This window comes from Streptomyces sp. NPDC051105 (genome assembly GCF_040682795.1).
In the GTDB taxonomy this organism is placed as follows: domain Bacteria; phylum Actinomycetota; class Actinomycetes; order Streptomycetales; family Streptomycetaceae; genus Streptomyces.
Genome location: NZ_JBFBBR010000006.1, coordinates 42,538 through 56,308, shown reverse-complemented (window position 1 = coordinate 56,308; position 13,771 = coordinate 42,538). Strand labels below are relative to the sequence as shown.

Genomic DNA, 13,771 nt, shown 5'->3' with positions numbered 1-13,771 from the left:
TGGGTTCCGCTGGTTTCGAGCCCGGCCCGATGGGGAGGGAGCAGGCGTGCCCAAGGTGTCCTCGGTGATCGTCCCCTACGCGACGTACCTGCGTGTGTACGAGCCGCTGGCCGCCTTCCCGGAGCCCGAGCGCGACCACTGGACGCGCTACGCCCGCCGCTCCGACCGGCCCTCCTATCAGGACGAACTCCGGCGCGCGCTGGCCGACTTGCTGCCCACCCCGCCGATCCCGGTGCCGGTGCAGGAGAGCGCCGACGCCTTCGTCCTGGAGGTCGACGGCGTCGTGTGCGTGTGCCCGTGGCGGACCCGGCTGCGCGGCTGGCAGGCCCTGCAGGAGCTGTCCGACGAACTGCCGAACACGGTCCTGGACGCGATGCTGCCCCCGGTGGTCCGCCGGCAGGCCACGATGGACTACGAGCGGTGGCTGGTCCGCAACCCCGACTCCCGGCCCTGGATCCGCACGGCGACCTGGCAGATTCCGCTGAACTGGTTCGTGCTGGTCTCCGACGAGGAGCGCCGGTACGACAAGGGCACCGGCGAGATCCCGCCGATGCTGCGCTACCGCACGCCGATGGTGCAGGCCCGGCGCCGGGTGGCCCGGGCGCTGCGCACGCTCAAGGACGCCATCGAGGAAGGGCCGCTGATCGACGGCCTGGTGGACGTGGGCCGCTGGCTGGAGGAGTTCCATCCGCGTTCGCTGGTCGAGCTGGACTACGGCGGCCTGGTGCACGCCCTGCCGGCCGGTGATCTGGAGGACGACCATTCGGCGGCCGACGTGGCGGCCGGCATCGAGGCGCTGCGGCTGGGCGACGGGGCCGCGGCCGGGGAAGCGTACGGGCGGCTGGTGGAGCGGTGGCGGGCGGTCCGGGACCGGCGGTCCGCGAACTGAGTACAGGTCTGAGTACTGATGCCGACTGCTCCGTACTGAGTGTCAGGTCATGTGATGGTGTGACAGTCGGATGACACCTCGGTGACGTATGAGTGCTGAGTGATGTACGTCACGGCCCAGATGCCATGAAACAACGTACGTTGACGGCACTTCAGTGAACGCACGGGACGTTGGTCCCGATCCGGGCTTTTGCGTCAAGGGTGACGGACCGCACTTACACGGCTCTTGCGCCTCTTGCCACTCCTCGTGCCAAAATAGGACAAGGAGTCCGGGGAGGGCTCCTTCCGTCCACTTGTGGTGCACTGTGGGCGGAATCTCAGCATTGCACTTGCTTTGGGGGGTCTGACGACTCCTGATCGCCATGTGACTGATCGTCACAGTGGCGTGACTGTCCGCTATGGCATGGTCCATCGGCTTCCGCGGCTGATGACTACCTGGGAGGGCAATTCCATCGGTTTGGCCGACGCGGCTGGACGGATGGTGTAGTTGTAGTGCCGAGGACAAGCCGTTCGTCCTATAACCGACTCGACTCGCGTCCGCCATTTCGGGCAACGCGGGTCAAGGTGCAGAATTTAGAGGAAAGAACCGAGAAGGTTCGGTTCTCCCGAGGAGGCCGCTCATGACCGCTCGCACCCCTGATGCCGAGCCGCTGCTGACCCCGGCTGAGGTCGCCACCATGTTCCGTGTCGACCCCAAGACGGTCACGCGGTGGGCGAAGGCCGGCAAGCTCACGTCGATCCGCACGCTGGGCGGACACCGACGCTACCGCGAGGCTGAGGTCCGCGCTCTGCTGGCGGGTATTCCGCAGCAGCGCAGCGAGGCCTGACCAACTGAATAGCGGGCAAACCGACCGGTCCCCCACTGGCCGAAGTGCCCGAAACCCTAGCTCCGAGCGACGCGGGACCTGCCCCAACAGGGCCCACGCCCAGGCCGACAGAACTTCTCAGGCAGCGACACAGGGTGCGTCGTAGATCGCGCTGGACTCCGCCGGGTCCAGCGCGATCTTTTTTGTGCGTCCATGGGGCTTGATCGACCGTGACAGGCGCCTCTGTGAGCAGCCTTGTCGGAGTCTGGGGAGGCCTGTCGGATCTCCTGTGGATGTGCTCGGAGGGAGGCCGGGGGGAGGCTGCGGGCGGGCCGCGGGAGGTGTCCCAGGGTGGTGCAATTGCACATATTAAATTGACTTGGGGTAGGCGGGGTGTAAGTACCGTTGTTTCAGGAACTTATGCGGTGACTCCCGTCACATACCGCACGTGTTGTTTGTACTGGGGCGGGTGCGCTAAAGGGGCCGGAGGCTCCACCGCCCCACGAGGGAACGGCCGTTGGGCCTGGCGCGGCTCACGCGTCGGCGGGACCTTCGTCCTCCGCGGCGTCCTCGGGGGCCTCTGTGGAGTGCGGGGCGGAGTCCATGGCCAGCCGTAGCAGCCGATGGCAGACCGGGCAGTGACGGGTCAGATGCCGGTACGACGAGGCGGCTGCCAGATGGGCCCGCAGCAGGGCTCGCGTCTCATGCCGCACCGAAGCCGCCATACGCCACCTCCAGAAGGGGGGCCGAGGGGAAGCGATCCCTGTCTTCTGGGTACCGACCGAATGTGACCCCGTCAAGAGCCGACCCCCGCTACCCGGCCACCAGCCGCCGGACCGGGCACCGCCGGCCCGGCACCGTCGTGGTGGCTCGCGGTGGCGGTGGCGGCGGTGAGGGCGGAGGAGGTGCCCCCTGGGGCCATGGGGTACGGAAAGGCCCGCTTCCCTCGGAGGGATGCGGGCCTCTTCGTTGTGCGGTCCTGACGGATGTGCTGTGTTCGGTGGCGGCTGCGCCGCGGGCGCGGCCTCCGTCTTCAGCGGGGCGATGTGCGAGAGGCCCGCGTCCCTTGGGGGGATGCGGGCCTCGGCGTTGTGCGGTCCTGACGGGATTTGAACCCGCGGCCTCCACCTTGACAGGGTGGCGAGCACTCCAAACTGCTCCACAGGACCAGGTTTTGCGGCACTTTGTCTGCGCTGTGCTGCGAGAAGGACTGTACAGGAGGGTGAGGGTCCTGGTCGAACTCACGCAGCGTGCCCGGTCGGTTACGGTAGCGCCGAGTCGATCGCCTTCACGATCCGCTTGTCGGAGATCGGATACGCCGTGCCCAGCGCGTGCGCGAAGTAGCTGACCCTGAGCTCCTCCAGCATCCAGCGGATGTCCAGCACCTGCTGTGGCACCGGCCGCCCCTTGGGGAGCTGCTCCAGGAGCCAGGCGTACTCGTCCTGCATCTCGTGGACCTTCTCCATCCGGGTGGTGTCCCGCTGGACGTTGGCCGGCATCTGCTGGAGGCGCCGGTCGGCGGCCACCAGATAGCGCATGAGGTCGGGAAGCCGCCGTATACCGGCCCACGTCACGAACCCCGGCTTCACCAGGGCGTCCAGCTGCTTGCGGACGTCCGTCAGGTTTGCCAGCAGCGCAGGGCTCCGCACGGCCTTCAGACGGCGCTCACAGGCCTGCCAGGCGGCCAGCACCTGCTGCACCTGCCCGACCGTACGGACCGTCGTGTCGACGATCTCCGCGCGCACCTTGTCGTACAGCTTCCGGTACGACTCCTCGTCCCACACCGGCCCCCCGAAGTCACCGATCAGCTTGTCCGCCGCCGCCATCGCGCAGTCGTCGAACAGGGCCTGGATCGTGCCGTGCGGGTTGGCGGACAGCGCCAGCTTCTGCGCGTTGGTGAGCTTCTCCGAGGCGAACTTCGCGGGATTGACCGGGATGTTGCGGAGGATCAGCCTGCGCGTGCCCTTCCACATCGCCTCGGCCTGCTCCTCCTCGGTGTCGAAGAGGCGGACCGAGACCGTGTCGCCGTCGTCGACGAGCGCCGGGTACGCCTTCACCGGCTGGCCGGCCCGACGGGTCTCGAAGACGCGGGTGAGCGAGCCGATCGTCCAGTCCGTGAGGCCCTTGCGTTCCAGTGACTCGCCGCCCTCGCGCTCCGCGGTGGCCGCGGCGGCCTGCGAGATGGCCTGACGGGCCTTCGGCTTCAGCCGGAGCTTCAGCGCCTCCAGGTCCTTGTCCTCGGCCAGCTTCCGGCGCCGTTCGTCGACGATTCGGAAGGTGATCTTCAGATGGTCCGGGACCTTCGCCCAGTCGAAGTCCTCGGCCTCGAAAGGCACCCCGACCATGCGCTTCAGCTCGCGGGCCATGGTCGTGGGCAGGGGCTCCTGGAGAGGGACCGCCGTGTCCAGGAAGCGCTTGGCGAAGTTCGGTGCCGGGACGTAGTTGCGGCGGATGGGCTTGGGCAGGGACCGGATCAGCTCCGTGACGACCTCTTCCCTGAGGCCCGGGATCTGCCAGTCGAAGCCCTCGTCCTTCACCTGGTTGAGGACCTGGAGCGGGATGTGCAGGGTCACACCGTCGGCGTCCGCGCCCGGCTCGAACTGGTACGTCACCCGGAACTTCAGCTGACCCTGCCGCCAGGAATCCGGGTAGTCGGTCTTGGTGACCGCCTCCGCCGACTCCCGGATCAGCATCTCGCGCTCGAAGTCGAGGAACTCCGGCTGCTCGTGCCGCTTGTGCTTCCACCAGGAGTCGAAGTGGGCGCCGGAGACGACGTGTTCGGGCACCCGCTGGTCGTAGAAGTCGAAGAGCGTGTCGTCGTCGACGACGATGTCCCGGCGCCGGGCGCGGTGTTCGAGTTCCTCGACCTCGCTCAGCAGCTTGCGGTTGTCGGCGAAGAACTTGTGGTGGGTCCGCCAGTCGCCCTCGACCAGTGCGTTGCGAATGAAAAGCTCGCGGCTGGTCTCCGGGTCGATCCGGCCGTAGTTGACCTTCCGGTCGGCGACGATCGGTACGCCGTAGAGCGTGACCTTCTCGAACGCCATCACGGCCGCCTGGTCCTTCTCCCAGTGCGGTTCGCTGTACGTCCGCTTCAGGAGATGCCCGGCGAGGGGTTCCACCCACTCCGGCTCGATCTTCGCGTTGACCCGGGCCCAGAGGCGGGAGGTCTCGACGAGTTCGGCGGACATCACGAACCGGGGCGTCTTCTTGAACAGCGCCGAGCCGGGGAAGATCGCGAACTTGGCGCTGCGGGCGCCGAGATACTCGTTCTTCGCGCCGTCCTTCACGTCCTTCATGCCGATGTGCGACAGCAGGCCGGCGAGCAGGGAGACGTGCACGCGGTCGCCGGGGGCGTCCTCCTCGTTGAGGTGGATGCCCATCTGCTTGGCGACCGTGCGCAGCTGGGTGTAGATGTCCTGCCACTCCCGGATGCGCAGGAAGTTCAGGAACTCCTGCTTGCACATGCGCCGGAAGGAGGACGACCCGCGTTCGCGCTGCTGTTCGCGGATGTACTTCCACAGGTTGAGGAAGGCGAGGAAGTCGCTGGTCTCGTCGCGGAAGCGGGCGTGCTGCTGGTCGGCCTGGGTCTGCTTGTCGGCGGGGCGTTCGCGCGGGTCCTGGATGGAGAGCGCGGCGGCGATGACCATGACCTCGCGGACACAGCCGTTCTTGTCGGCCTCCAGGACCATGCGTGCGAGGCGCGGGTCGACGGGCAGCTGGGCGAGCTTGCGGCCGGTGTCGGTGAGCCGCTTGCGGGCGTCCTTCTCGGCCGGGTCGATCGCGCCCAGTTCCTGGAGCAGCTGCACGCCGTCGCGGATGTTGCGGTGGTCCGGCGGGTCGATGAAGGGGAACTTCTCGATGTCGCCGAGGCCGGCGGCGGTCATCTGCAGGATGACGGAGGCGAGGTTGGTGCGGAGGATCTCGGCGTCGGTGAACTCCGGGCGGGCGAGGAAGTCGTCCTCGTCGTACAGCCGGATGCAGACGCCGTCGCTGGTACGGCCGCAGCGGCCCTTGCGCTGGTTGGCGCTGGCCTGGCTGATCGGTTCGATGGGCAGGCGCTGCACCTTGGTGCGGTGGCTGTAGCGGCTGATCCGGGCGAAGCCGGGGTCGATGACGTACTTGATGCCCGGGACGGTCAGCGAGGTCTCGGCGACGTTGGTCGCCAGAACGATCCTGCGACCGGTGTGTGGCTGGAAGACGCGGTGCTGCTCGGCGTGCGAGAGCCGGGCGTAGAGCGGCAGTACTTCCGTGAACCGGTAGTTCTTCTTCTCGAGCGCGTCCGCGGTGTCCCGGATCTCGCGCTCTCCCGAGAGGAAGACGAGGATGTCGCCCTTGCCCTCGGCCTGGAGCTCCTCGACCGCGTCGCAGATGGCGGTGATCTGGTCGCGGTCGGCGTCCTCGGCATCCTCTTCGAGGAGCGGCCGGTAACGCACCTCCACGGGGTACGTCCGGCCGCTGACCTCGACGATCGGGGCGTCTCCGAAGTGCCGGGAGAACCGCTCGGGGTCGATGGTCGCGGAGGTGATGACCACCTTCAGGTCCGGCCGCTTGGGCAGCAGCTGCGCCAGGTAGCCGAGCAGGAAGTCGATGTTGAGGGACCGCTCGTGGGCCTCGTCGATGATGATCGTGTCGTAGGCGCGCAGCTCGCGGTCGGTCTGGATCTCGGCGAGCAGGATGCCGTCCGTCATCAGCTTGACGAAGGTGGCGTCCGGGTTCACCTGGTCGGTGAAGCGGACCTTCCAGCCGACGGCTTCCCCGAGGGGCGTGCGCAGCTCCTCGGCGACCCGCTCGGCGACGGTGCGGGCGGCGATCCGGCGGGGCTGGGTGTGCCCGATCATTCCTCGGACACCGCGCCCGAGCTCCAGACAGATCTTCGGGATCTGCGTGGTCTTCCCGGACCCGGTCTCACCGGCCACGATCACGACCTGGTGATCGCGTATCGCCTCCGCGATCTCGTCCTTCTTCTGACTGACGGGCAGCTGCTCGGGGTACGAGACGGCGGGCACGACGGCGCGTCGGCCGGCCATCCGTTCCTCGGCCCTGGCCACCTCGGCCTCGATCTCCGCGAGGACGGCGGCCCGGGCCTCCGGTTTACGGATCTTGCGTGCGCCTTCCAGCCTGCGCCCGAGCCGGTGCGCGTCGCGCAGCGAAAGCTCGGTCAGGCGGGGGGCGAGAGCGCCGAGGGCGGGGGCGGGATGCGTAGACATACGCGGTCCAGGATCTCACCTCGGGGAAATTCGTGGCGAACGCTTTTGCCTCCGGCGGTTCGGCAGGGATGGGGCGACTGCCTCCACCGGGCCCGCCGGGCGGGCGGGGCGGCGGTGGAGGGGGCCCGAGCGAGGCCGGCGCCGGGGCCGCGGCCGGGCTGGAGGGGGGTGGTTCGGGCTGCTCGTGGCGCTGGCTGCTGGGTGCGCCGGGGGGGGGCAACCGTGGCGGGGCGGTCGGGGTCGGTGGGGCCGGTGGGGCCGGTGTGGGGGCGCGGTGGTTCGGGGTGTCTGCGGTCGGCTACTGGGCGCGTTGCGTGGGCGTGGTGGGGGCAGCGGCGGCGGGCGCGGCCGGGGTCGGCGGCGTGGTGGTGGGGGCGGCCGGGGTCGGTGGGGCGGCGGCCGAGGCGGCGGCGGCCATTGACCTTGCCGTGTTGGAGACCGCCTTGATCCCCAGGTAGGCCGTGGTCATGCTGCTCACGGCGGTGAAGGCGGCGGAGAGCACGCCGATGATCACCGAGGTGTCGCCGCTCAGCCGCCAGACGCCGAAGACCGCGACCAGGGCGATCGCGAGGTTGCTGATGACGACGGCGAGCAGGCCGTATCTCGCGCGGTCCTTCTCCAGCTGGATGTCCTGGTCCCGGCTCATCTTCCCCACCCTGATGACGTGTCGACCCGCCAGAACCTAGCGCCGAGCGGTTCCGCCGCCAAGGAGATCAGGTCAGCCCGTCGGGAAGACGTCGTAATCGCCCAGGAGGTCGGCATAGACGTCCACCGGGCCGGTGCCCGCGTTGTAGAGGTCGATCTCGCCGTCGGTGCCGACCTTGACCAGCGCGCGGTTGGCCGCGGTGTGTCCCTTGGTGAAGTTCAGGGAGTACACGCCGGGGCGCGGGGTGCCGTCGGCGTAGGCGACGAGGTAGCCGCTGCCGGACGGGGAGGGCACCGTGAGGTTCAGGTCGACGGCGGTCACTCCGGTCGCCGGGACGCCGTGGGCACCGGTGACCTTGAGCTTGAGGGTGGCGTGGGCGGCGAGCCTGGCGACCTTGCCGGTTCCGGTGCCGGTACGGGTGTTGAGGATGCGGGCGGGCGCGGTGGGCAGGAACTCCGAACCGCCCGCGGTGGTGCCGTACCAGCCGACGAGGTCCGCGACCAGGTTCGCCGATCCCTTGCCGGCGTTGCGCAGTACGACCTTGCCGTCCTTCAGGGGGAGCACGATCTGGGCGGAGGCGGTCTGTCCGGTGGTCCAGTACGGGCCGGTCAGGCTGGAGCCGGGGGTGCCGTGTGTGGAGAGGACGAGGCTGCCGGACGACTTGGTGGTGGTCGCGGTGACGTCGAGGACCACGGCCGCCGCTCCCGCCGGGACGCCGTGGGCGCCGGCGACCGTGAGCGTGACCGAGTGGTTGCCGGCCACCGGGCCGGTGACGCCGCCGGTGTGGTTGCGGGTGTCGAGCAGCCGGACGGGTGTGGCCGGGTGGTAGGTGTCGGCGTACTGGGCGTGCGACTGGAGGCCGACCGTGGCGACGTTGACCGTCACCGCGCCGGAACCGCTGTTGTAGAGGTCGACCGCACCGGTGGGGGTGACCTTCACGGTCGCCTCGTTGAGGGCCGTCCTGCCCTTCTCGAAGGTGATGCTGGAGGTGCCGGGGCGGGCGGTGCCGGCGGTGTAGAGGGTGAGCGAGCCGTTCGCCTTGGCGCCGGAGGTGACGATCTGGAGCTGGGCGGCGTCGACACCGTTGGAGTCGGCGCGCAAAGTGGCCGCGGACAGCTTCAGGACCCCGTGGGCGGCGATCGTCTTCTCGGTGTCGTACGCCGGGTCCGTCGCCACGAAGGTGTCCGCGGCGTGGAAGGTCGTCCTGGCGGTGGTGGTGCGGCCGAACCGGTCGGTTTGGGTCAGGGTGGCGGTGTAGGTGCCGGGGGCCGGGTACTGGTGGAGCGGCTGCTCGGTGCCGATGGCCAGGTTCTGCTGAGTGCCGTCGCCGAAACTCAGGGTGCGCGAGGCGACCTCCCACGAGTCCGCCGGTTCTGGGGCGGTGAACTGCGCGGATCCCGCGTTGACCGACCCGTTCGCGGTGTCGGGGGCCATGGACAGGGCGGCGGCCGGCGGGGTGGTGGTACCCGCCACCACCCCGCCGTACGACGTGGTCCGGCTGTTTCCGTCGGTGTCGGTGACCGTGATGAGCGGGGTGCGCAGACCCGGGGTGGTGTAGGTGTGGGTGATCGGGGTGCCCGCGGGGCCGTGGGCCGGGGCGCTGCCGTCCCCGAAGTCGATCGAGTAGGTGAGCGCCTCGCCCCAGGAAGTGGTGGCGTCGGTCTTGATCGAGGTGTCGAACGGAGCGATCCCCTGCGTGGGCGAGGGGGCGTCGTCGGACGGGATGTCGATGGTGTCCTGCCGCTCGATGGCGCCCCGGTCCGGGTGGGTCGTGGTGCCGGTGCCGGTGTCGGTGACCAGCCGGTCGTCTACACGTGGGCGGCCCACGTAGTCGGTGGTGAGTTCACCGGGCGCGGTGGCGTCGGCCGAGTCGATGAGGGGGGAGTGCTCCACGGGCATCCCGAGGTATTCCATGACCCCGTCGATGTCGTGGGCGCCCTGCCCGGTGGCGTCCCGGAACGCCGCGCTGGTGGCGTAGGAGGTGCCGGCCCAGGAGTACTCGGGGCGTGCGGGGGCGGAAGGAGCCGCGTCGTTCGCCGCCACGTTGTAGTCGCCGGTGACCTGGCCGGTGGAGTCGGGTGACACGGTGTAGAGCGGAGCCGTCGGCGTCGGGCAGGTGCTGCTCTGCCTCGACCCCGTGGAGATGGCCACGTTGTTCTCGACCACCCCGGAGCTTCCGCCGTCCATCGAGATTCCGGTGGAGCACGGCGCCCATACCGTGTTGCTCGTCACGTCCGCGCCGGTCGCGCCCGTCACCGCGATCCCGCCCTGCCGCATGGTGGTGATCACGTCGGTGGTCACGGTGACCTGGCTCGCTCCGGAGCGCACGCGCACGCCGTACGCGCTGCCGGGGCCGATCCAGTTCCGTGACACGGTCACGCTCGAGGACGTGCCGTCCACCTCGACCGCGCTCCCCGTGGCGGGGCCCGACGGCGCGGGGCGGTTGATCACCAGCCGGTCGAGGGTCACGTGGTCGGACCCGGTCACCGCCACTCCGTCTCCGCCTTCGTCGCTGAGGGGCAGCGATTCGACGCGTACGTCGTGTACGCCCCGCACCGTCAACGCAGGTGCGGAGGCGGACCCGGTGAGCGACGCTTGCGGACCGTTCGGGAGGAGAGGTTCCCCTGTGAACGTGATCGGCGCGTCCCTGGTCCCCGACCGGGTGAGGGTCACCGCCAGGTACGGGTCGTTGTCGAATCCCAGGATCCGGACCGTGTCACCCGGCGTGACCAGATCGGCCGCGGCCTGCACCGTACAGAAGGGCCGGCTCTCCGTCCCCGCACCGCTGTCGCTGCATGCCTGGCTGTTGTGGTTCACGTACAGCGTCCCGCCGGACACCGGGTCCGCCATCGCGGTCCCGGTCCCCCAGCCGCTCATCACCCCCGCCACGGCGATCACGGCGAGGGACAGCCCGACGGCGGGGCGGGGTCTGTGCATGAGGTCTCCACGGAGCGTTGGCGGGTGCGGTCGCCAGAACGCCGGAGGAGGGGGGTGAACAGTCCGGGGGATACGACCGGTCGGGGGCCCGGGGTGGTTCAGCTCAGCGTTGGCATGCAGCCGTCATGATCTCAGCCCGATCCCAAAGGAACGCCATGTTCCACCCTGGTCTTGATCAAGCCGGAGCCGGTCGGCGGAGCACCGGATCGGTGAGGCCGCGGGGCATGAAAACAGCCCCTCCGGGATTCCGGAGGGGCTGTCTGTTGTGGCTGGGGCCGGGGTCGAACCGGCGACCTATCGCTTTTCAGGCGATCGCTCGTACCAACTGAGCTACCCAGCCACGAGGTTTCACGTGAAACCTCAGCGGTCCTGACGGGATTTGAACCCGCGGCCTCCACCTTGACAGGGTGGCGAGCACTCCAAACTGCTCCACAGGACCAAGCTTTGCGTGCAACAGTGTCGCACACGATCTTGCGTGCCCCCAACGGGATTCGAACCCGTGCTACCGCCTTGAAAGGGCGGCGTCCTAGGCCGCTAGACGATGAGGGCTATCGGCCCGCCTGGGCGCTTCTCAGCGCGTCGGGGACGTGAGAAGCATATGGGATGGCGGGGAGTATCGCCAAAACGGTTTACGACCCCGAGGGCGACGGTGTTCCCGGTGTGCCTCCTGGGGGTGACGGGCTCTCCGAGGGGGAGGGGCTGACTCCCGGCTGGTTGTCTTTCGGGAGGTGGCGGCTGACCTCGGCCGTCGTCTCGCCCAGACCGCCCAGTCTGATCTCGTCCCAGGCCTGGAGTCGGCGGGTGTCGCGGTCGAAGTAGAGGACCGAGGCCTCGATGGGGTCCGGGTACTTGCCCTCGACCGCGCGCAGGCCGCTGCCGCCCGTGGAGCCCTCCACCCGAAGGCGGGTGCCGTGCGGCAGGATCTCGGTCTGTTCGTGATGGAGGTGGCCCGCCAGGACCAGGGGCACCTCGCCGTCCGTCATCCGCGCGGCCGTCGGTTCATGGACGATGGCCACATCCGCCGGGGTGTCGGCCGCCCGCTGCTCCCGCAGGGCCGTGGCCAGGCGATCCCCGGCCTGTTCCTCTGCCGTGTCCCCGCCCGGCACGGCCGAGCGGTCGGGCGTGAACTGGGGATCGCCGATCCCGGCGAAGCGCAGCCCGGCGATCGTCTCGGCGTGGCCGTCGTCCAGGACGTGCACGTTCTTCATCCGGGACAGGTAGCGCTGGGTGATGCCCGAGTCGTGGTTGCCCCGGACCCAGACGTACGGCACGCCCAGATCGGCGATCGGGTCCAGGAAGCCGTTCTCGGCCGCTGTGCCGTGGTCCATGGTGTCGCCGGAGTCGACGATCACGTTCACCTTGTACTGCTCCACCAGCGAGGCGATGATCTTCCAGCTCGCCGGGTTGAGATGGATGTCGGAGACGTGCAGGACACGCAGGGTGGTCGGGTCCGGTGTGTAGGCGGGGAGCGTGGAGGTGGCGTCGTACAGCTTCGTCACATTGGTCACCAGTCGCGCCAACTCCTTCTGGTAGACGTCGAATTCGGTGACGATGCTGCGGGCGTTGCCGACCAGGGCGGGGGCGGAGGAGAGCAGGCCGGAGAACCTCGGTTCCAGGACCGACTCGGGGTTCCAGGTGGCGTACGCGGTCACGCCGGAGCCGGCCAGCAGGGCGAGGGCGAGGCCGCCGGCGGTCAGGGCGCGGCGCGGGCGGCGGTAGACGGCCAGGCCGAGGGCGGTGGCGCCGCAGACGACGGCCGCGCAGGAGCGTACGGCCAGGTCGAGAGTGCCGTGCGCGACGTCCTGGGCGACCTCGTCCTGGAGGCCGGAGAGGCGCTCGGGGTGGTCGACCAGCGACTGGGAGCGGACCGGGTCGAGCTGGTCGACGTTGACGTCCAGGCGGACGGGTGCGGTGTGGGTGTCCAGGTACAGGGCGCCCAGCGGGGAGACGTTGATCTTCGTGCCGCCGTGGAGGGACGGGCGCAGGGTCATCGTCGTGTCCATCGGGCCGACCTGGGCCCGGACGTTCCCGACGACCAGCAGGCCGAGCCAGGCACCGACGAACACGACGGTCATCAGGCCGAGGACGCGGATCCAGACGGGCGGGGCGTGTGCATCGGGGGCGAGTTCCAGGTCGGGCAGGCGGGCAGGGGCTCGGGCCATTGGTGCCGTATGCCCAGGATTGCGGGCGCGTATGCGACGGTGGGCCGCCCGTCTGTCGGGGACTCGCGACTCTCGCACGGGCGTTCCGTACCGGACAATGGGGCTGTGCTGGAGATGACGCGCGAGGAGTTCGAGGAACTGGTCGCCGAGGCGCTCGACCGGATACCGCCGGAGCTGACCCGGCTGATGGACAACGTGGCGGTGTTCGTCGAGGACGAGCCCGACGACCCGTCCGACACTGAGCTGCTCGGGCTGTACGAGGGGACTCCGCTGACCGATCGCGGGGAGTGGTACGCGGGCGTGCTGCCGGACCGGATCACCGTCTACCGCGGGCCGACGCTGCGGATGTGCACGTCGCGCGAGGAGGTCGTCGCGGAGACCGAGGTGACCGTCGTGCACGAGATCGCCCATCACTTCGGCATCGACGACGCGCGGCTGCATGCGCTGGGGTACGGGTGACGGGGCGGCGGGTCCGGCGTGTGCGCCCTCGGGCGCGGGTGATGCCCCCCGGTGCGGGTGACGCCTCGGTTGCGTGTCCTCTTGTGGGCGGCGGGAGTTGGGGAGGTTGACTCCTTTCTTCGCCCCGGAGGTGGCCGCCGTGCGCCCCTTGTACGTACCCGTCCGTCTGGCCGTCACCGTGATGGCCGTCGCGGCCGCCGCCGGCTGTGTGAACGTCGGGGACGACGCGGGGAAGGCCAAGCCGTCGCACTCCGCCGGGCACCGGGACGGTGACGAGGCCGACGGAGGGGCCGGTGCGTCCGGTGAGGGCGGCGCGGGGTACGGCGGTGCGGTGGGCGACGGGAAGCGGGGGCATGGGGGGAAGCCGAAGCCGGGGGAGTCCGGGTCGGCGTCCGCCAAGCCGACGAAGGGCGCGAGTGCGGGGCCGACGGTGCCGGTGAAGCCGGGGAAGAGTGTGGCGCCGGGGGTGCCGGCCGGGCCGACGGGGGCGCCGGCGTCGCCCACGCCGCCGGCGGCCTCCCCCACGCCACCGCCGGATTCGCCGACACCACCACCGCCGGTCACGGACCCGCCGTCCGCCGAGCCGTCCTCCTCGGCGCACGAGGACACGGGGCCGCAGCTGGTGCAACGGGAACCGGCGCCGGAGGCGGGGACGCCGGCGTAGGT

General features: G+C 69.9%; 9 protein-coding genes and 4 tRNA genes. 4 read left to right on the top strand and 9 right to left on the bottom strand.

What is annotated here, in order from left to right; translation table 11 throughout:
• The first annotated feature begins 46 nt into the window (after positions 1-46).
• Complete coding sequence (locus AB0N16_RS16555; protein ID WP_365797231.1) at positions 47-889, top strand: hypothetical protein; 843 nt, start codon at positions 47-49, stop codon at positions 887-889.
• Positions 890-1,508: 619 nt separating this feature from the next.
• On the top strand, positions 1,509-1,715 hold the full coding sequence (gene bldC, locus AB0N16_RS16550) for a developmental transcriptional regulator BldC (protein ID WP_003949541.1): 207 nt from the start codon (positions 1,509-1,511) through the stop codon (positions 1,713-1,715).
• A 512-nt stretch (positions 1,716-2,227) separates the two neighbouring features.
• Here the strand turns inward: bldC and AB0N16_RS16545 are convergent.
• From AB0N16_RS16545 to AB0N16_RS16505, 9 genes are all read right to left on the bottom strand, one after another.
• Entirely contained in the window at positions 2,228-2,419 is a 192-nt protein-coding gene (locus AB0N16_RS16545) for a DUF6274 family protein (protein WP_365797229.1), read from the bottom strand.
• Positions 2,420-2,788: 369 nt separating this feature from the next.
• A tRNA-Asp gene (locus tag AB0N16_RS16540) sits at positions 2,789-2,863 on the bottom strand.
• A 93-nt stretch (positions 2,864-2,956) separates the two neighbouring features.
• Positions 2,957-6,901: an ATP-dependent RNA helicase HrpA gene (gene hrpA / locus AB0N16_RS16535; protein WP_365797227.1), complete on the bottom strand. Its 3,945-nt coding sequence runs from the start codon at positions 6,899-6,901 to the stop codon at positions 2,957-2,959.
• A 298-nt stretch (positions 6,902-7,199) separates the two neighbouring features.
• Complete coding sequence (locus tag AB0N16_RS16530) at positions 7,200-7,547, bottom strand: hypothetical protein (RefSeq protein WP_365797225.1); 348 nt, start codon at positions 7,545-7,547, stop codon at positions 7,200-7,202.
• Between the two features lie 72 nt (positions 7,548-7,619).
• The gene (locus tag AB0N16_RS16525) at positions 7,620-10,484 is read right to left on the bottom strand and encodes a PKD domain-containing protein (RefSeq protein WP_365797223.1); all 2,865 of its coding nucleotides are present in this window, start codon (positions 10,482-10,484) and stop codon (positions 7,620-7,622) included.
• Between the two features lie 266 nt (positions 10,485-10,750).
• Positions 10,751-10,824 (bottom strand) — tRNA-Phe (locus tag AB0N16_RS16520).
• A gap of 24 nt (positions 10,825-10,848) precedes the next feature.
• Positions 10,849-10,923 (bottom strand) — tRNA-Asp (locus tag AB0N16_RS16515).
• 37 nt (positions 10,924-10,960) lie between these two features.
• Positions 10,961-11,033: transfer RNA gene (locus AB0N16_RS16510), tRNA-Glu, on the bottom strand.
• 80 nt (positions 11,034-11,113) lie between these two features.
• Positions 11,114-12,646, bottom strand: a complete 1,533-nt coding sequence (locus tag AB0N16_RS16505) for a metallophosphoesterase (RefSeq protein WP_365797221.1) — start codon at positions 12,644-12,646, stop codon at positions 11,114-11,116.
• Positions 12,647-12,751: 105 nt separating this feature from the next.
• On the opposite strand from AB0N16_RS16505, the gene AB0N16_RS16500 reads away from it, so the two are divergent.
• Together AB0N16_RS16500 and AB0N16_RS16495 are read left to right on the top strand one after the other, a co-directional pair.
• A complete protein-coding gene (locus AB0N16_RS16500) occupies positions 12,752-13,105 on the top strand; it encodes a metallopeptidase family protein (RefSeq protein ID WP_365797219.1) in 354 nt (117 codons plus the stop codon).
• 106 nt (positions 13,106-13,211) lie between these two features.
• Positions 13,212-13,769: a hypothetical protein gene (locus tag AB0N16_RS16495; protein ID WP_365797217.1), complete on the top strand. Its 558-nt coding sequence runs from the start codon at positions 13,212-13,214 to the stop codon at positions 13,767-13,769.
• Positions 13,770-13,771 lie beyond the last annotated feature (2 nt).